This is a genomic window from Lactobacillus sp. B4015, from assembly GCF_026536055.1.
GTDB classification, from domain to species: Bacteria; Bacillota; Bacilli; order Lactobacillales; family Lactobacillaceae; genus Lactobacillus; species Lactobacillus panisapium.
The window spans coordinates 117,224-136,184 of the sequence record NZ_JAFNOY010000005.1 but is presented as its reverse complement, the minus strand read 5'-3'; the positions used below and the strand labels follow the sequence as shown (position 1 = coordinate 136,184).

At 37.3% G+C, this 18,961-nt stretch carries 15 protein-coding genes and 1 pseudogene; 14 read left to right on the top strand and 2 right to left on the bottom strand.

Annotation, left to right across the window (positions count from 1 at the left end):
- Positions 1 to 7 precede the first annotated feature (7 nt).
- Both rpe and J3U71_RS06440 read left to right on the top strand, forming a co-directional pair.
- Positions 8 to 661, top strand: a complete 654-nt coding sequence (rpe, locus tag J3U71_RS06445) for a ribulose-phosphate 3-epimerase (protein ID WP_267393364.1) — start codon at positions 8 to 10, stop codon at positions 659 to 661.
- Positions 658 to 1,347 carry a thiamine diphosphokinase gene (locus J3U71_RS06440; protein ID WP_323848339.1) on the top strand — a complete coding sequence of 230 codons (690 nt, stop codon included), beginning with the start codon at positions 658 to 660 and terminating at the stop codon, positions 1,345 to 1,347. Before rpe ends, J3U71_RS06440 begins: the two co-directional genes overlap by 4 nt.
- A gap of 122 nt (positions 1,348 to 1,469) precedes the next feature.
- Here the strand turns inward: J3U71_RS06440 and rpmB are convergent, their stop codons facing one another.
- Complete coding sequence (gene rpmB, locus J3U71_RS06435) at positions 1,470 to 1,655, bottom strand: 50S ribosomal protein L28 (RefSeq protein WP_046307139.1); 186 nt, start codon at positions 1,653 to 1,655, stop codon at positions 1,470 to 1,472.
- 166 nt (positions 1,656 to 1,821) lie between these two features.
- On the opposite strand from rpmB, the gene J3U71_RS06430 reads away from it, so the two are divergent.
- From J3U71_RS06430 to J3U71_RS06375, 12 genes are all read left to right on the top strand, one after another.
- Positions 1,822 to 2,184 (top strand): Asp23/Gls24 family envelope stress response protein, encoded by a 363-nt coding sequence (locus J3U71_RS06430; protein WP_103751800.1) that lies wholly within the window; start codon positions 1,822 to 1,824, stop codon positions 2,182 to 2,184.
- A 21-nt stretch (positions 2,185 to 2,205) separates the two neighbouring features.
- The gene (locus tag J3U71_RS06425; protein ID WP_267393228.1) at positions 2,206 to 3,864 is read left to right on the top strand and encodes a DAK2 domain-containing protein; all 1,659 of its coding nucleotides are present in this window, start codon (positions 2,206 to 2,208) and stop codon (positions 3,862 to 3,864) included.
- 2 nt (positions 3,865 to 3,866) lie between these two features.
- Positions 3,867 to 5,903 carry an ATP-dependent DNA helicase RecG gene (gene recG, locus J3U71_RS06420; RefSeq protein ID WP_267393226.1) on the top strand — a complete coding sequence of 679 codons (2,037 nt, stop codon included), beginning with the start codon at positions 3,867 to 3,869 and terminating at the stop codon, positions 5,901 to 5,903.
- Positions 5,904 to 5,921: 18 nt separating this feature from the next.
- Positions 5,922 to 6,920: a phosphate acyltransferase PlsX gene (gene plsX, locus J3U71_RS06415; RefSeq protein ID WP_267393223.1), complete on the top strand. Its 999-nt coding sequence runs from the start codon at positions 5,922 to 5,924 to the stop codon at positions 6,918 to 6,920.
- Positions 6,921 to 6,946: 26 nt separating this feature from the next.
- Complete coding sequence (acpP, locus tag J3U71_RS06410) at positions 6,947 to 7,189, top strand: acyl carrier protein (protein ID WP_267393220.1); 243 nt, start codon at positions 6,947 to 6,949, stop codon at positions 7,187 to 7,189.
- 119 nt (positions 7,190 to 7,308) lie between these two features.
- A complete protein-coding gene (locus J3U71_RS06405) occupies positions 7,309 to 8,322 on the top strand; it encodes an ABC transporter ATP-binding protein (RefSeq protein ID WP_267393218.1) in 1,014 nt (337 codons plus the stop codon).
- 2 nt (positions 8,323 to 8,324) lie between these two features.
- The gene (locus J3U71_RS06400) at positions 8,325 to 9,302 is read left to right on the top strand and encodes an ATP-binding cassette domain-containing protein (RefSeq protein WP_267393216.1); all 978 of its coding nucleotides are present in this window, start codon (positions 8,325 to 8,327) and stop codon (positions 9,300 to 9,302) included.
- A gap of 2 nt (positions 9,303 to 9,304) precedes the next feature.
- Positions 9,305 to 10,264, top strand: coding sequence for an oligopeptide ABC transporter permease (opp4B, locus tag J3U71_RS06395; RefSeq protein WP_220268123.1), 960 nt, complete (start codon positions 9,305 to 9,307; stop codon positions 10,262 to 10,264).
- Positions 10,265 to 10,276: 12 nt separating this feature from the next.
- Positions 10,277 to 11,197, top strand: a complete 921-nt coding sequence (locus J3U71_RS06390) for an ABC transporter permease (protein WP_220268122.1) — start codon at positions 10,277 to 10,279, stop codon at positions 11,195 to 11,197.
- Between the two features lie 200 nt (positions 11,198 to 11,397).
- The gene (locus tag J3U71_RS06385; protein ID WP_267393213.1) at positions 11,398 to 13,170 is read left to right on the top strand and encodes an oligopeptide ABC transporter substrate-binding protein; all 1,773 of its coding nucleotides are present in this window, start codon (positions 11,398 to 11,400) and stop codon (positions 13,168 to 13,170) included.
- A 157-nt stretch (positions 13,171 to 13,327) separates the two neighbouring features.
- Entirely contained in the window at positions 13,328 to 15,097 is a 1,770-nt protein-coding gene (locus J3U71_RS06380) for an oligopeptide ABC transporter substrate-binding protein (protein ID WP_267393211.1), read from the top strand.
- Between the two features lie 166 nt (positions 15,098 to 15,263).
- Positions 15,264 to 17,030, top strand: coding sequence for an oligopeptide ABC transporter substrate-binding protein (locus J3U71_RS06375; RefSeq protein WP_220268119.1), 1,767 nt, complete (start codon positions 15,264 to 15,266; stop codon positions 17,028 to 17,030).
- Positions 17,031 to 17,063: 33 nt separating this feature from the next.
- Here J3U71_RS06375 and J3U71_RS06370 read toward each other — a convergent pair.
- Positions 17,064 to 18,704 (bottom strand): annotated as a pseudogene (locus tag J3U71_RS06370) (IS1182 family transposase).
- Between the last annotated feature and the right edge of the window lie 257 nt (positions 18,705 to 18,961).

Genomic DNA, 18,961 nt, shown 5'->3' with positions numbered 1-18,961 from the left:
GAGAATAATTTTGATTGCACCTTCGATTTTAAACATTAATAATTTAGATTTGATTAAAGACATCCAAGTTGCTGCAGACGCAGGAATAACTCGCTTTCACATTGATATCATGGATGGCCATTTTGTTCCTAATTTGTCATTTGGACCTCAGGTAGTTAGCGACTTTAAGAAAGCTTTCCCTGATCTGGAAGCAGAAGTCCATCTGATGAGTGATAATCCAGATGATCTTGTTCCAGCATTTATTAAGGCAGGAGCTGATCTTATTCTGCTTCACTATGAAGCAATTAATGAAGAAGATTTAAGCAAATGGATTGCATTTTTGCATGCAAGTAAAGTTAAAGTGGGGCTGGTCTTAAATCCTGATACTCCGGTTTCTGTCTTGGCTAAATATAGTACTTTAATTGATCAAGTTCTAATTATGACCGTATATCCGGGCTTTGGCGGACAAAAGTTTATTTCTGAATCATGTTCTAAGATTGAAGAAGCCAAGAAAATTATTGGCGATAATGTTCCAATCGAAGTAGACGGTGGAATTAATGATGAAACGGCACAGCTAACTAAAAAGGCTGGTGCGGAAATTTTTGTTGCCGGTTCATATCTTTTCTGTCAAGACAGCATACCCCAACAAATTACTAAATTAAGACAGAGTATTGATGAATGATGAAAGCAATAGCGTTATTGGGTGCGCCGAAGGATCAATGGCCAACTGATTTGACGGCACAGTTAAAACAAGCTAGGCAAAATGGCGAGTTTTTGATTGGCGTTGATCGGGGCAGCATCTTGTTGCGGGAATTGGGCTTAAAGCCAGATTTAGCAGTTGGAGATTTTGATTCTTTAAAGCCGCAGGAACTTTCGCAAATAGAGCAAACAGTGTCAGATATCCGCTATTCGGTACCTGAAAAGGATCTGACTGATACTGAATTAATGATTAGATATGCGTTTGAAGATTACGGGGTAGAATTTTTAACCCTCTTTGGATCGACTGGTGGCCGTCTTGATCATTTTTTGAATAACTTACTGATGGTATTAAAACCAGAATTTAGTGCTTATACGGAAAAAATAGCAATTGTCGATCAGCAAAATGAAATTCAATTTTATCGGCCTGGAACTTATACCGTAAAAAAATTACCCGGCTATAAGTATTTTGGTGTTATTAACTTAACGCCTGTTCAAAATTTAAATATCAGTGGGGCAAAGTATCATTTAACTGGTTACAACAGTCCCATACCCGTTTCTTTTGGCTCAAACGAGTTTTTACCGGCAAGTGAGACATTTAATCTGGCTTGTGATCAAGGTGTTTTAGCCGTTATACAGTCAAAAGACCTTGATCGCTACCAAAATATTTAGCAAAAAACCATTTTTCAATTTAATGAGCATTTGTTATCAGCTCAATAAAAAGAAAAATGGTTTTTTATGTTTAATTTATAAAATAAAAAACTGACAGATAAATCTGCCAGTTTCTATCGTTATTACGCACGAGTTACTTTACCAGACTTCAAAGTCTTAGTTGAAACCCATACACGCTTTGGTTTACCATCAACAAGAATACGAACTTTTTGAAGGTTTGGCTTCCAGGTACGACGTGATGAATTCAAAGAATGTGAACGCGTGTTGCCGAAAGTGGTCTTTTTACCAGTTATATAATCTTTTGCCATTTGCTAAACCTCCTTTATTTGTGTTTTCATACTAAACTAAGATAGCATATCCTTAAGATCTTTGCAACCGTAAAAGTATTTTTTATAAATGGAATTTTGCATTAATACTTGATTACTATGATAAAATAGATTCATAATATTGAGAACAATGATACGGAGGATAAACATGGCTGTTAAAATCAAAACAAAAGATGGCTTGATTGACATTTCTAATGGAGTAATTGCAATTGTCGTTGGTAGTGCAGCTACATCCAATTATGGCGTTGTCGGGATGGCATCAAAGAATGCTATTCGAGACGGTTTTGATGGAATTCTAAATCGAGCAAATTATAAACGTGGTGTTGTTGTTAAGTCAGAAGATAATAAAATTACGGTTGATGTTTATATAATTGTTGGTTACGGACTAAAAATTTCAGAAGTTAGCCGTAATGTGCAAACTAGCGTCAAGTTCAATTTGAAGAATCAACTTGGAATTGATACGAAAGCTGTTAATGTCATCGTTCAAAGTGTTAAAGTGCTTGATGAATAACTCAAGCGGAGGGTAAGAATATTGGTTTTAAAGGAAATAGATAGTAAAAAGTTTAGAGATATGGTTCGTGTGGCCACGCATCGACTTGGACGTAACGCAGAGTTTATTAACTCCTTGAACGTTTTCCCAGTTCCGGATGGAGACACTGGTACTAATATGAATTTGACTATTGAAAGCGGAGCTAAAGCTGTTAGTGAAAATACTAGTACAAGTGTTGGCGACTTAACTGAAAGTCTTGCCAAGGGAATGTTAATGGGTGCTCGCGGCAACAGTGGGGTCATTTCTTCACAACTCTTTAGGGGTGTTTATAAAGCTACCCAAGGCATGAAAACTTTAAATGCTCAAGAGCTTGCAAATGCTTTTTCAAATGGTGTTGCAACTGCATACAAGGCTGTTATGAAACCTGTTGAAGGGACTATTCTAACTGTTGCCCGGGTTGCTGCCCAAGAAGGTGCTAATAAGGCCAATGAAACTGACGATGTTGAAGAAGTAATGAAGGCAATTGTAGAGGGTGCAAAAGCTGCCCTTAAAACGACCCCTGATTTATTACCAGTCTTAAAACAAGTTGGGGTGGTTGATTCAGGTGGTCAAGGCTTGCTCTTCATTTATGAAGGTTTCTTAGAAGGTTTATTAGGAGAAAACTTTGCTGATCGTTATCAGCCTGATGAAGGTGAAATGGATGAAATGATTAATGCCATGCACCACCAATCAGTTCAATCCCAACTATCTACTCAAGATATAGCTAATGGTTATTGTACGGAAATCATGGTTGACTTGACTGCTGATGTTCCTAATAAAAAACCTTTTGACCTTGAAGAATTTAGAGCACACTTGTCACAAATAGGCGATTCTTTATTGGCCGTTTCCGATGATGAAGTTGCTAAAGTCCATATTCATACTGAGCATCCAGGTGCTGTCTTTGAATACGGCAAGCAATTTGGCCAACTAGGTAAAATTAAGATTGACAATATGCGGATTCAGCATGAGACAATCGTTAATAACAGTGAAGAAGAGCAAGAAAGTGTTGATTTTGCTGTAATTGCTGTTGCTTCAGGTAACGGCATTCGTAAGCTGTTTGAAAGCGAAGGAGTCAATAGAATTATTTCTGGTGGTCAGACGATGAACCCATCTACCCAAGACATTATTGACGCAATTAAAAAGTCTGGTGCTAAGAAGGCGATTGTTTTACCAAATAATGGCAATATCGTGATGGCCGCTAAGCAGGCTGCTGAAGTAAGTGATATACCTGTTGACATTGTTCCAACTAAAACTATTTCACAAGGTCTGACTGCAATGCTTTCCTTTGATGCTGATGATTCTCTTGACGATAACGTTGAGAGCATGACAGATGCTTTAGAAGATGTTGTTTCTGGTGAAGTGACTAAGGCGAACCGTGATACGACAATTAATGGTGTAGAGATTCATGAAAATGACTATCTCGGCATCATTGACGGTGACATTCAGGTTGCAGAAACGGATTTGATTAATTCAACGATTGATATGGTTGAAAAAATGCTGGATGAAGATTCCGAGATCATAACAATTATGTTTGGTCGGGATTCTAACAAAGAAGAAGCTAACCAAGTTGCAGAGGCACTTAAGAACAAGCATGACGATCTTGAATTTGAAATTCATAATGGTGGTCAACCTGTCTACAATTTCTTGATTTCTGTTGAATAAAAATGAATACAAAGAAGTTGTTTGCTCCTGTCACTGACTTAAAAGGTGTCGGGACAAAAACTGCGGCTGCACTTGGAAGTTTAGGCATTTACAGCATATATGATTTGTTGTTTTATTTTCCTTTTCGCTACGATGAACTGCAGACGATACCTCTTGATCAGATCATGGATGGTCAAAAGGTAATGCTGAAGGGAATAGTAGCAACTGAGGCTTTTGTTAGTCGTTTTGGTTATAAAAAAAGCAGACTTAGTTTTAAAATAAGAATTGACCATGATGTTGTCATGGTCAATTTTTTTAATCAACCTTGGTTAAAGTACAAAATTACAATTGGCAAAGAAGTGGCTGTTTATGGCAAGTATAATGCTTCTAGACAAAGCTTATCTGGCTTTAAATTTGTCGCTAGTAAAGAAAATGATAGTGGAATGGCGCCAATTTATTCGGTTAACCGCAATATCCGGCAAAAAAAGCTTGTTGAGTTAATAAATTTAGCTATTGAAGATTTTTTACCTGAAGTTGAGGATATCGTTCCGGAATCATTGAAAAATAAATACAGATTGCTTTCTGAACAACAGATTATCGTTCAAATGCACCATCCTAAGAATGCACGAGAAGCGCAGCTAGCAAAAAGAAGTGCAATTTTTCGTGAATTCTTTATTTTCCAAACAGAATTGGCCCAATTAACTAGTCAAAATAAGCACAATCGTGGTATTGCCAAAAAATATGATTTAACTGAAATAGCCCGGCTGACTAAAGAATTGCCATTTGAATTATCTGCTGACCAGAAACAGGTAATCAATGAAATATTTGCTGATATTCATTCAACTAGACAGATGAACCGTCTTTTACAGGGGGATGTTGGTTCGGGAAAGACAATTGTTGCTATTTATGTCATCTATGCTGCAATTACTGCAGGTTTTCAAGCGGCCCTGATGGTGCCAACGGAAATTTTAGCCACTCAGCATTTTAAAAAAATTGATGAGCTACTCCGACCATTTGGAGTTAGGTGTGCATTATTAACTGGGACTACCAAAACTTTAGAACGACGGGAAATTTATCGCGAATTAACGGATGGTACAATTAATGTTGTAGTTGGAACTCACGCTTTAATTCAAGCAAAAGTAATCTTTAAAAACTTGGGGGTTGTCATTATTGATGAGCAGCACCGTTTTGGTGTCAGTCAAAGGCAAACTTTAATAAATAAAGGTAATGTACCTGATGTTTTGGCAATGACCGCGACACCGATTCCGCGGACATTAGCCCTAACTGTCTACGGCGATACCACTGTTTCTGAAATACGTCATTTGCCTGCTGGTCGTAAGCAAATAAAGTCTTCTTGGAAAACTAGTGGCAAAATGAAGGAAGTCTATCAATTGATGCGCGAGCAATTGGCGCAGGGCTTCCAGATTTACGCAGTTACACCGTTAATTACCGAATCTGAGGCATTGGATTTAAAGAATGCAGAAGAGCTTTTTGAAAAATTAAGTCACGATTTTCCTGACCAAAAAGTAGTACTTCTTCATGGTCAAATGCCTGGCAACAAAAAAGAGGACATTATGGCTGCCTTTGGGGCAGGTCAAATAGATATCTTAGTGACAACCAGCGTAATTGAAGTAGGGGTTGACGTGGCAAATGCCAATATGATGGTGATCTATAATGCTGATCGCTTTGGTATTAGTCAATTGCACCAACTTCGAGGTCGAATCGGTCGAGGTAGTACACAAAGTTATTGTATTTTTCTGGCTGATCCTAAAACGGAGGCAGGAAAATCACGCATGAAAATCATCGCTTCGACAACGGATGGTTTTAAGCTTGCCGAGGAGGATTTGAAGATGCGTGGTGAAGGAGATTTGTTTGGTAAAGCACAGTCTGGTCTGCCGGAATTCCAGGTCGGCAACGTAGTGAATAATTATGAAACTTTGGTGGTTGCGCAAAAAGAAGCACAGGAATTAATCAAAAAAGATCCAAATTTAACCAATTCTACGCATAAAAATTTACAACAAGTGCTAGAATATAAACAATTACAGCAAGAACGTACTTAGAAAAGATTGTGGTGACAAATGAGAACAATTGCAGTTGATGCAATGGGTGGCGAGAATGCCCCCAAAGCTATTGTCCAAGCCGTTTTGCAAGCAAAGGCTGAATTAACCGACACTAAATTTATTTTATTTGGTGATCAGAAAAAAATCAGAAAACTGGTTGGCTCTGATCAAGATCGGATTGAAATTGTAGCAACATCCGAAATCATTAATGATGAGGATGAACCAGTAAAAGCAATAAGGACTAAAAAAGATTCGTCTTTAGTCGTTGCTGCACAATTTGTGAAGCAAGGCAAAGCAGATGCTTTGTTGTCTTTAGGAAATACGGGTTCAATTCTTGCTTGTGGTATTTTCATTATTGGACGAATTAAAGGTATAGCACGACCAGGGTTTATGCCTACATTGCCGGTTAAAAATTCGGATGATGGCTTTAATATGATTGATGTTGGTGCTAATGCTAAAAGCAAACCTGAATACCTTTTAACCTGGGCTAAAATGGCATCGTATTATGCTGAAAAAGTACGGGGCGTCAAAAATCCGCGCGTTGCCCTTCTTAATAATGGTTCAGAAAGCGATAAGGGAGACGATTTGCATCAATCTGCTTATCAATTGCTACTCGATAGTGACCTTAACTTTGTTGGTAACATTGAAGGCAATGAACTTTTGGAAGGCAAAGCCGATGTAATTGCAACTGATGGCTTTACTGGAAATGCAGTTTTAAAAAATATTGAAGGCACATCTTCCGTTTTAATCCATTTATTAAAAGATAAGTTGCTAAATAGTGGTTTTATGGTTAAAGTTGGTGCTTTATTAATTAAAAAGGCATTGAAGGGATTGGTTTCTAAGTTTGACGTTGATAAATACGGCGGAGCAGTTTTACTTGGAGTTGATGCTCCAGTAGTTAAGACGCATGGCCGTTCAGATCAACGAGCAGTTTACTTTACGATTAAGCAAATTGATAAAATACTAAAAGAAAATATTATCGGAGAATTTAGAAGCGAATTTGCGGATAAAAACTAACTAAATAGTATCAAGGAGAAGAAATGATGACCGAAGAAGAAATTTTTACCAAGATTAGAAATATTTTGGCAGACAATTTTGATGTTGATAAAGATAAAATCACAAAGGAAACCAATTTTACCAATGATTTAGATGCAGATTCAATTGATCTCGTTGAATTTATCTTGCAGCTTGAAGATGAATTTGGTTCAGAAATTTCAGATGAAGATGCTGAGAAAATAAAAACAGTGGGAGATGCAGTTAATTATATTGCAGCCCACCAAAAATAATTCCTAAAATATTGATTAGGCATTTGCATGTAGCCGATTTGATGTATATAATTAGAAATTAAATAAATTTATTAAGTATCTTTAATAAATCTGTTGAAAATTTGAGAGGGGAATGGCCTTTGGAAAAACAAAGTGATCTCTTGCTGGATATCCAGCATTTGCATACTGCTTACCGATTACAAGGAAAATTTTATGATGCTGCCGATGATATTAATATAACTCTGAAGCGTGATGAAATTTTATCAGTTGTAGGTGAATCTGGCTGTGGTAAGAGTACAATAGCTGCAAGTATAATTGGTCTGTATGACCATAAAAATACAAAAGTAACTGGTGACATTTTATATAATGAATTGAATCTCGTAGGTTTAAATGAAACCTTGTTTGATAAGATTCGTGGTAATAAGATCGGAATGATCTTCCAAGATCCTCTTGCAAGTTTAAACCCATTAATGCGGGTTGGTGATCAAGTTGCCGAAACGCTTTATTATCATACGGATATGAATGAAAAAGAGCGTCATGCTCGAGTAATTGAACTTTTTAATCAAGTTGGTATGCCTAAGCCTGAAGAAACATATTCAATGTATCCATTTGAGCTTTCAGGTGGTTTGCGTCAACGGATCGTTATCGCGATGGCAATTGCATGTAAGCCTGAAATTATTATTGCTGATGAACCAACTACTGCTTTGGATGTTACTATTCAGGCCCAAATATTGGACTTGCTAGAGGATATTCAACGGCAGTCACATTCTGGTATTATTTTAATTACGCATGATTTGGGTGTTGTTGCTGAAACTGCTGATCAAGTTGCTGTTATGTATGCTGGTCAAGTAGTGGAAAAAGCCGATGTTAAGACTATCTTTGAACATCCACTTCACCCTTATACTCGCTCACTTTTGAATTCAATGCCTCAGTCTGAAGATGAGGATGAGGATTTACACGTTATTCAGGGAACTGTTCCTTCGCTGCAAAATATGCCGCGTGAAGGTGATCGTTTTGCGACTAGAATCCCATGGATTCCAGCAAGTGCACACGAAAAAGATCCAGTCATGCACGAAGTTGAACCAGGACACTGGGTAAGATGTTCGTGTTGGAAGACGTTCCACTTTCAAGATGCTGAAGCAAGTGGGGAGTAATTATGACTAAAGAAATTATTCAAGTTAAAAATTTAAAGGTGCATTACCCAATTAGATCAGGTTTTTGGAACAGAATAACAGATTATGTTCGTGCCGTTGATGACGTAAGTATTACCATTAACGAAGGTGAAACTTATGGCTTAATTGGTGAATCAGGATCTGGTAAATCAACGACAGGTAAAGCGATAGTTGGTGTAGAACCTGTAACTAGTGGCCAAATTATCTATAAAGACGTTGATATTACGAAATCGCGGAATCGACGTAAGCTAGTTTACAACAAAGATGTTCAAATGATTTTTCAAGACTCAATGTCAAGTTTGAATCCTAGAAAACGAATTGAAGACATCATTGCTGAACCAATTCGTAACTTTGAAAATTTGACTACAGATCAAGAACGTGATCGAGTACAAGAATTATTGGATATTGTTGGTATGCCAAGTGACGCTATTTACAAGTACCCACATGAATTTTCAGGTGGTCAAAGACAGAGAATTGGTGTTGCGCGTGCAGTAGCAACAAGACCAAGATTGATTGTGGCAGACGAGCCAACAAGTGCCTTAGATCTATCAGTTCAGGCACAAGTTTTAAATTTTATGAAGCACATTCAACAGCAATATGATATAGCATATTTATTTATTTCTCATGACTTGGGTGTTGTAAAGCACATGTCAGAAAATTTGGCAATTATGCACCGTGGACGACTAGTTGAAATCGGTACCCGTGAAGATATTTATAATCATCCAATTCACATATATACCAAACGTTTACTTTCTGCGATTCCGGTTGTAGATGTTGAGCACCGTGAAGAACACAAGAGGCATCGTGAAGAAGTTGAACAAGAATTTCAGAATGATCAAAGTAAATGGTATGATAAAGATGGTCGTGTCTTCCCACTTCAACAAGTGTCCGGAAAACACTGGGTTGCATTACCTAAAGATGAACTTCAGCAAGAAGAATTAAATAAAAAGGGGAGAGACTAATAATGTGGAAAACAGTCTTAAGACGTATATTAATTATGATTCCTCAGTTGATTATCTTGAGTATCTTAGTCTTCTTCTTGGCTAAAATGATGCCGGGTGACCCATTTACGGGTCTAATTAATCCGAATACTGATCCAAAACAAATTGAAGCATTGAAGAGAGCAGCAGGTCTGTATGATCCGGCTCCAGTTCAGTATGGACGTTGGGTTAGCAATTTATTTAAAGGCGACCTTGGAACCAGTTATATTCAACACGTACCAGTTACTTCTCTAATTGCTGATCGTGCTGTAAATACTTTTTGGCTTGCATTGTTAACAACGATTCTCACCTACTGCATTTCCATTCCTTTGGGTGTTACTGCAGGACGTCACCAAGATCAATGGCAGGATCAAGCAGTTCAAATTTTTAACTACGTTACTTTTGCCGTGCCACCATTTGTCTTTTACATTTTAGGAATTTGGTTATTTGGTTTTACGCTAGGATGGTTCCCAATTTCTGGATCTGTTTCACCTAACGCTTCCGGTTTTTGGGGTACTTTAGGCAGTCAGATTTATCATATTATCTTGCCTGCTTGTCTTGTTGCATTGATAACAACGACATCAATTGTTCAGTATCTGAGAACAGGAATCGTTGATAATAAAGTCGAAGATTACGTTCGGACTGCTCACAGTAAGGGTGTTCCCGAAAATGTTGTTTTCAACAAACATATTTTACGTAACTCGCTATTACCAATTGCTTCATCCATAGGTACAGTTATTACTGGTCTTTTAAGTGGTTCAATGGTTGTAGAATCAGTGTTCAGTTACCCAGGAATGGGTAAGTTATTCCTAGATTCAATTGGACAACGTGATTACACCACTTTGACGGCATTGATTTTAATCTTTGGTATCCTTACTTTACTCGGAAATCTTTTGTCAGATATTATTATGAGTATCGTTGATCCAAGAATCAGAATTAAGTAAGGAGGAAAAGAAATGTCTGAAAAGAAAGAAAACACTTCAACTCAAGAAGTAAAAAAGAAAAAAGTTTCTTCTCCTGCTTCAAGTTTTAAGGTAGTAGTTAGAGAAATTGTCAAGGATAAAATTGCACTTACTGCATTTATTATCATTGTTTTAATTCTCTTGTTTACTTTTGGAGGATCATTATTCTTAAATTCTGAAAAGGTTACCGAAACAAATATTATTGATGCTTACATGGGATGGGGCATGAACGGTCATCTGTTTGGCACTGATGATGGTGGTCGTGATATCGTTAACCTTCTAATCATGGGTGGACGTAATTCTATCTTGATTGGTTTAGGAGTTACCGCCGTTTGTGAAATTGTAGGTTTGGTAGTTGGATTAGTTTCTGGATATTATGGTGGTTATGTTGATGCAATTATCATGAGGATAGTTGACTTCGTTCAAGTCCTACCTGCTATGCCAATTGAAATTGTTTTAGTAAGTGTTATTCCGCACTATAGTCCTTTGAGTTTAGTATGGATTATCTCGATGTTCGGTTGGACAACCACTGCAAGATACTTTAGAGCATTTGTTTTGTCACAACGTGGCAGAGATTATGTTCTTGCCTCAAAGACTTCGGGTTCATCAGATTTAAAAATTATGTTCCGTGAGGTTTTACCGAATATTACTTCAATGATAATCATTGATGTTGTTTTGACAATTGCAAGTAATATTGGTGTTGAAACAACACTTTCCTTTATTGGCTATGGTTTACCATCAACAGTTCCTTCACTTGGTACCTTGATTGGTTTTGCTAACGATCCAGTTAACGTTGTAAGTCGGCCTTGGCTTTGGCTACCTGCTACAGTTATGTTGTTAGCAATTTCATTAAGTATTAACTATGTTGGACGTGCATTACAGCGGGCCGGTGATGCAAGACAGAGGGAAAACTAACTTAATAGTAAAAATAACTTCGTTGTTAAACGAAGTTATTTTTTGGATTTAATTAGAAAGTTAATTTTAATTTATCTATACATTAATGCTTATAAATTTATAAGTATTGGAACTTAAACTAACTTATGCTAAAATATACTTATTAGCTTATTCCAAGAACACACGGGATTATTCATTAATTAGATAGGAGTTTTAATAATATGAATAAGACAAAAATTCTTCGCGCAGCAAGCATTGCTTCAGCTGTCGCGTTGACTTTGGTAGCCTGTGGCAAAAATAGCAATACTGCTAATAACCAAAATGCTAAAACGGCAAGTAAATTTCCTCAAGCAGTACCTGTTAAAGAGGCTAAGCAGGGTGGTACTTTGAAGTATGCTATTAAGACAGATACACCGTTTACAGGTATTTTTTCTGACGAACTTTCTACAACGGCAATAGATAGCTCAGTAGCTGAGCCAGGAGAAGAATCATTATTTGATACTGATGATAGTTATAAGATTACAAATAAAGGTCCGGCTACAATGAAGCTTGACCGTAAAGCTAAGACTATCACAATTACTGTTAAAAAGGGTGTTAAATGGTCCGATGGTAAGCAAGTAACCGCTAAAGACCTTGAATATCCATATGAAATTCTTGCTAATAAAAAAACAAAGGCACAGAGATATAGTAATCAGCTGGAAGAGATTGAAGGTGTAAAAGAATACCACCAAGGCAAGTCAAAGACAATATCAGGAATCGAAATGCCTGATGGTGATAATGGTCGTACGGTTATTTTACATTTTAAAGAAATGAAGCCGGGAATGTTATACAGTGGTAACGGTTATTTCTTGGAAAGCGCAGCCCCGTATCATTATTTAAAAGATATTCCATTTGAAAAATTACAATCTTCTGACCAAATCAGAAAAAAGCCATTATACTTTGGACCGTATAAGGTGGAAAAAATTGTTCGTGGACAATCTGTAACTTGGGTTCCTAATAAATATTATTGGCGTGGTAAACCAAAACTAGATAAAATTGTTTCGCAAGTAATTTCACAAAATTCTATTTCGCAAGGTATCAAGAGTCGCAAGTTTGATGTCGCTGAAGTTGTTAATGACCAATGGAATGAGGTTAAAGACACAAAAGGCGTAAACTTTGTTGCGCAAATTCCTCTTGCATATCATTACATTGGTTTTAAAGTTGGTAAATGGGATGCTAAGCAAGATAAAAATGTGATGAATCCTAAAGCAAAAATGAATAATAAGGCTTTGCGGCAGGCAATGGGCTATGCAGTTAATGTTGATTCTGTCGACCAGCATTATACCTCCGGTTTAAGCTTTAGAATCCCAACCTTAATTCCCGCTCAATTTGGCGATTATTTTGACAAGGATGCCAAAGGATACAATTATAATTTAAAGAAGGCTAATCAACTTTTGGATAAAGCTGGCTATAAGAAGAAGGGCAAGTGGCGTGTTCAACCTAATGGCAAGCCATTGACTATCAACTTCATGGCTATGACTGGAAGTTCAGCTCAGGAGCCAACGGTTCAAAATTATATCCAACAATGGCAAAAGATTGGTCTAAATGTAAAATTGCTTGGAGGCCGGTTAACTGAGTTTAATTCATTTTATGACAAGATTCAGAATGATGATCCACAAGTAGATGTTTACATGGCAGGTTGGAGTTTAGCTAGCGAACCATCACCAGCTTCATTGTATGGTGAAACTTCGCCAATGAATTATTCTCGCTTTGCGACGTCTAAAAATAATAGGCTTTTAAAAGAGATTGATTCACAAAAATCCTTTAATCATAGTTATCGGGTGGAAAAATTCCATCAATGGCAAGAATACATGAATGAACAAGCTTTTGTTTTACCATTGGACAACTCTTATAAAGTGATTGCAGTTAATAATAAATTAACTGGGTATTCAACCAAGCCATCAGACAATTCAAACGGTCACCAATTATGGTATAAAGTCGGATTTATTAAGTAAATAGGCAAATAAAATTAAGTACAAGATACTTCTAGAACTAGAAAAACTAGTTTTAGAAGTATTTTTTTACCTAAATTAAAAGTAAATTATATTATCATCTTTAAATATGGTAATATTTAATAAATGGTTAATTATAATTAAAAAGGAGTGTAGAATAATGACCAAACTAAAAACTATCGGTTCGGTTGGGATTGTCGGCATGGCCGCTCTAACCTTAATTGCCTGTGGTAAAAATATTCAAAGTAATGGCAATGATGCAAAGACAGCAAGTAAATTTCCTAGTTCTATGCCTAAGAAAGCCGCTAGACAAGGAGGAACAGTTAAAGTAGCCTTAGAAACTGATACACCTTTTACTGGTATTTTTTCTGATCAATTAGCCACTACTTCTTTTGATGCACAGATAGCCTCACCAGGTGCTGAATCTTTGTTTGATACGGATGATTACCATAAAATAAATGATAAGGGACCAGCAACCATTAAGATTAATCAAAAAAATAAGACAATTACGATTACGTTAAAAAAAGGTGTTAAATGGTCAGATGGCAAGCGTGTAACAGCTAAAGACCTAGAGTATCCTTATGAAATTTTAGGCAATAAAAAAACAAAAGCACAGAGGTATTCGACAAAATTGGAGGTTCTTAAGGGATTGAAAGAATATCATGAAGGGAAAGCAAAAACTATCTCAGGGATCGAATTACCAGACGGTGATAATGGCTTACGGATGATTTTACATTTTTCATCATTAAAGCCCGGGATGTCATTTAGCGGTAATGATTACTATGTTGAGTCTGCTGCGCCTTACCATTATTTAAAGGACGTACCATTTGATAAACTTGAGTCTTCAGATAAGATTAGAAAAAAACCACTTTATTTTGGCCCTTATAAATTAGCCAAATTGGTTCGTGGTCAATCAGTAACATGGATCCCAAATAAATATTATTGGCGCGGAAAGCCGAAGTTGGCCAAAATTGTTTATCAAGTAGTTTCACCTAATTCTGCTTCGCAAGCGATTAAATCGCATAAGTTTGATATTGTTCAGGTAGTTAATTCGCAATGGAAAGAGGTAAAAAATACCGAAAAAGTAAAATTCATCGCGCAAATCCCGTTGTATTACAGCTATTTAGGCTTCAAAGTGGGGAAATGGGATGCTAAAAAAGGCAAAAACGTAATGAATCCTAATAGCAAGATGAATAATAGGTCATTACGGCAGGCGATTGGTTATGCAATGAATATTGCTGCTGTTAATAAGCGCTATACTAATGGCTTAAGCTTTCAGATTCCAACTTTAATTCCCAAACAATTTGGTGATTTCTACGATCCTAAGGTCAAAGGTTTTACGTACAATTTAAAGAAAGCAAATGAACTTTTGGATAAGGCTGGCTATAAGAAGAAAGGCAAATGGCGTGTTCAACCTAATGGCAAACCGTTAAAAATTAACCTATTGGCCATGTCAGGAGCTGCAACCCAGGAGCCGATTGTACAAAATTATATTCAGCAATGGCATAAAATTGGTTTAAATGTTGGTTTGCTCAATGGTAGGCTAACTGAAATAAACTCGTTCTACGATAAAGTTCAAAATGATGATCAATCGGTAGATATGTTTATGGCTGCATGGGGACTTTCAAATGAGCCGTCACCTAATGGTCTATATAGTGAAGGTGGTCCGGCAAACTATACTAGATTTGTTACTGCCGAAAATAATAAACTAATTGATGAGATAGACTCAGAAAAAGCATTTAACCACAAATATCGTGTGCAAAAATTTCATGAGTGGCAAGAATACATGTTTAAAGACGCATACGTTATTCCAATGTACAATGCATATAAAATTTATGCTGTTAATGATCGTCTTACTGGATACTCTCTTAAACCAGCTGAATCTAATAATGATCATCCATTATGGTACCAAGTTGGTTATGTTAAATAATAATAGTAGCACTAAGTTGGCAAAGTTAAATACTGTCTTAATATAGAATAAAAAATAAATTAAATAAAAACTAAGATTTTTATTGATATACTAATTTTATGTGTTAAGATTTAATCATTAACTTGTTTCAAATATTACCAGCGTGAAATTAGAAGGAGTTAAAATTATGAAAAGTACGAAATTTTGGGGGTCACTTGGTTTAGTTAGTGCAGCTGCATTGACGTTGGCTGCCTGTGGCAAAGGCGGTAATTCGGCTAATACCGATGATACAAAACAAGCTAGCAAGTTCTCCCCTGTAGTGCCAAAGAAGGCTACCAAGGAAGGCGGAACAGTTAAGCAAGCTATCGAAACGGATACACCATTTACCGGTATTTTTGCCAATGAACTATCCACTACCCAGACCGATGCGGATGTCATGGAACCTGGTCTTGAGAACCTATTTGATGTTGATGACGATTATCGAATCAATGACAAAGGCCCAGCTACCATGAAAATTGATCGTAAAAACAATACAGTTACAATTGTGGTTAAAAAGGGTGTTAAGTGGTCTGATGGCAAGCAAGTTGTTGCTAAAGATTTGGAATTTTCTTATGAAATCATGGCCAATAAAGCAACCAAATCGCAAAGATATACTAGTTCGATTGCCTCAATTAAGGGGATGAAAGAGTATCATGACGGTAAAGCCAAAACTATTTCAGGATTAGAAATGCCAGATGGTGAAAACGGTCGTAAATTAATTATTCACTACGATAAATTAAAGCCAGGTATGTATAATAGTGGTAATGGTTACTTTAGTGAAAATGCCCAACCTTATCACTACTTGAAAAAGGTACCATTCAGTAAGCTGGAATCATCAGATCAAATTCGGAAAAAGCCGATGTTCTTTGGCCCATACAAGGTGGATAAAGTTGTTCGCGGTCAATCAGTTACTTGGTCACCTAACAAATATTACTGGCGTGGTAAACCAAAGTTAACCAAAGTCATTTGCCAAGTAGTTTCTACTAAATCTGCTTCTCAAGCAATTAAAAGTCAAAAATTTGATATTGCAAGTGTAATTAACTCACAATGGAAACAGGTAAAAGATACTAAAGGCGTAAACTTTGTTGCTAAAATTCCTTTGGAATATTCATACCTTGGCTTTAAGGTCGGAAAATGGGATGCAAAGAAGGGTAAAAACGTAATGAACCCGAACGCCAAGATGAATAATAAATCTTTGCGTAAAGCTATTGCATATGCTATGAATATTTCACAGGCAACGAAACGCTATACTGGTGGCCTGACTTTCCAAATACCGACTTTGATTCCGGCTCAATTTGGTGACTTCTTTGATAAGGACGCAAAGGGTTATGATTATAACCTGAAGAAAGCAAATGAATTGCTAGATAAGGCTGGCTATAAGAAGAAAGGCAAATGGCGGGTTCAGCCAAACGGTAAACCGTTAAAAATCAAAATTTTGGTTAGTGAGGGTTCGGATCCAAGTAAAGAACCAATTACGCAAAACTACCTGCAACAATGGCATAAAATTGGCTTAAATGTCAGTTTAATTAATAATCGGCTGATTGAATTTAATTCTTATGTTGATAAAGTTCAAAATGACGATCCCGAAATCGATATGTTTACAGGAGCTTGGTCCTTGTCAAGTGAACCTTCACCAAATGATCTATATGGTGAGGGTGCTCCATTTGATTTTACCAGATTTGTCACACCAGAAAATTCTAAACTACTTGATGCAATTGATTCAGAAAAGGCATTTGATCATAAATACCGTGTTGAACAATTCCACAAATGGCAGGAATATATGAATGAAGAAGCCTACTGCGTTCCAATGACTAATTCATATTCAATAACTGCAGTTAACGGTAAGCTTACCGGTTACTCGGTTAAACCATCAGATAGTAACGATAGGTGGTTTAAAGTTGCATATGCAAAATAAGATTTTAAAAGAGTCTGGGAAGAAACTAGCTCCTTAAGCAAAAAAGAAGCAGCCAAAACACTGAAAAAAGTGTTTTAGCTGCTTTTTGCTTCTTTCTACTCGCCAAAGTTGACTATTAGGACCACTCCTTTGCCAATATTTTTTCAAATTCATGGTCATTAACATTAATCCTAGATCATTTTCAACTTTTGCTTGCCCTCTTAGGTGGACCCGGCGCATGCCAAATACGTGCTTCAAATGGCCAAAGACCGGTTCTACATCAATCTTGCGTTGACCATAAATCCGTTTGCCGGTTTTGCTTTGAAGAGCTGCTTGGGCCTGGGCTTTGAAATACTGCCAGGTGGGATTGTAATTGAGCTGGCGCTGGCGTCCGCTGGGCGTTTTAGCCAGAGCAGTTTTGGCCGCATTTAGCTGAAACTCCTCTGCTTCATAGACTTTAAACTGACGGGTAAAGCCGTAACGATCGCGTCTAGTTGAATAGTGTTTAAAGTTGAAGCGCACGCCCTGATGGTCTAAGTAATAATCCTCGGTTTCATCATAATACCAGTTGTCTAGCTTAGTCGGGTCATGACGATACTTGCGCTTCTGCTCTTTTTCATAAGTAGTGCAAGGAATTAAAAATTGCTTGCAAAAGTGGTCGGTTAGCTCAGCGTAGTTATACTCGCTGCCGTAGCCCGCATCAGCGACAATTTATCAAAGTCGCCTAAAACGACCAGCTATTCAAGAAAAGGTACCAAAGTTCTGGTGTCAGTTGGGTTAGGATACAGGGCATAATCAATAACATACTGATTGCTGGTCGCAACCTGCAGATTGTAGCCCGGCTTTAGCTGCCCGTTAAGCATCGGGTCTTCCTTCATGCGCATAAAGGTGGCGTCGTGGTCAGTCTTAGAGAAACTATTGCGACCCTTAAAAAGTGCTTGGTATTCTTCATACTTCTGGGCACGCGGCTGATAGTCGCGTCGGATTCGGTGAAACAGCTTTTTTAAGCGCCGCCGTTTTTGCTTCTGCTTAGATCCGCCGGGGATTGCTTTCAGCTCATTGGCAATCACTTGGTCAAGTTGCTCGACCTCTGCTTCAACTTCATTGGCCAGCTGGTTTAGCCCCTGACTGCTCTGCACTTCTTCGGCTGCCATGGCCTTAACCACTTCTTCCTCCACTAATTCTTGGTAGAGTGCCAATGCTTCATCCTGCAATTTAGCTTGGAAGCGGTCAATGGCCTTGCGCCAAACAAAGGAATACTTGTTGGCATCAGCTTCAACCTTGGTACCGTCAATAAAAAGGGCATGCTTATAAACCAGGCCCTCTTCTTGAAGTAGGTGGTTAAAGTAAAGGAAGCACTTTTTAATCAGCTGGTTGGCGTGCTTGCTGGCACGAAAGTTATTAATCGTGTGATAGGACATGGTCTGCTGGTCAGCCAAATACATCATGGGCAGATTTTCAGTTAGCATCTGGGCAATCTTGCGCCCGAAAAAGACCTTGCGGCTATAGGCAAAAAGCAAGATTTTAAGCATTCGAGCCGGATGGTAGGCTGGATGGCCAGTAGCAGAAGACTCACCCTCCTAGGGGAATAGAGTCAACAAACTGACTAATGGCATGAACGAGATGATTTTGCGGAATAGTAAAGTCTAAATTAAGTACTAAAGCAGTCTGGCCTGTGGTATAATTTTGGTACATTGTTTTTGGTCTCCGTTCTATTTGAAGTTGGATAATTAAATAATAACAAGACCAAGAAAGAATGTATACAGAAAAAACGTTGAACTAGTAAGTTCAACGTTTTTTTAATGGTCTAAGAAAATAGTTTCTTCCTAGACTCTTTTTGTTTGATTAAAAATATAAAAGACAAAAAGCATGTAAAATTAAGCTTAAATTAATTATTATGTTGCAATTTTCATTTATAATGATATTATTTAATTATTAACTTGTTTCGAACA

Excerpts from the sequence above, each read along its gene's own strand:
- J3U71_RS06440 (WP_323848339.1), top strand. The coding sequence starts at position 658 with ATGATGAAAGCAATAGCGTTATTGGGTGCGCCGAAGGATCAATGGCCA.
- rpmB (WP_046307139.1), bottom strand. The coding sequence starts at position 1,655 with ATGGCAAAAGATTATATAACTGGTAAAAAGACCACTTTCGGCAACACG.
- J3U71_RS06430 (WP_103751800.1), top strand. The coding sequence starts at position 1,822 with ATGGCTGTTAAAATCAAAACAAAAGATGGCTTGATTGACATTTCTAAT.
- recG (WP_267393226.1), top strand. The coding sequence starts at position 3,867 with ATGAATACAAAGAAGTTGTTTGCTCCTGTCACTGACTTAAAAGGTGTC.
- plsX (WP_267393223.1), top strand. The coding sequence starts at position 5,922 with ATGAGAACAATTGCAGTTGATGCAATGGGTGGCGAGAATGCCCCCAAA.
- acpP (WP_267393220.1), top strand. The coding sequence starts at position 6,947 with ATGACCGAAGAAGAAATTTTTACCAAGATTAGAAATATTTTGGCAGAC.
- J3U71_RS06400 (WP_267393216.1), top strand. The coding sequence starts at position 8,325 with ATGACTAAAGAAATTATTCAAGTTAAAAATTTAAAGGTGCATTACCCA.
- opp4B (WP_220268123.1), top strand. The coding sequence starts at position 9,305 with ATGTGGAAAACAGTCTTAAGACGTATATTAATTATGATTCCTCAGTTG.
- J3U71_RS06390 (WP_220268122.1), top strand. The coding sequence starts at position 10,277 with ATGTCTGAAAAGAAAGAAAACACTTCAACTCAAGAAGTAAAAAAGAAA.
- J3U71_RS06385 (WP_267393213.1), top strand. The coding sequence starts at position 11,398 with ATGAATAAGACAAAAATTCTTCGCGCAGCAAGCATTGCTTCAGCTGTC.
- J3U71_RS06380 (WP_267393211.1), top strand. The coding sequence starts at position 13,328 with ATGACCAAACTAAAAACTATCGGTTCGGTTGGGATTGTCGGCATGGCC.
- J3U71_RS06375 (WP_220268119.1), top strand. The coding sequence starts at position 15,264 with ATGAAAAGTACGAAATTTTGGGGGTCACTTGGTTTAGTTAGTGCAGCT.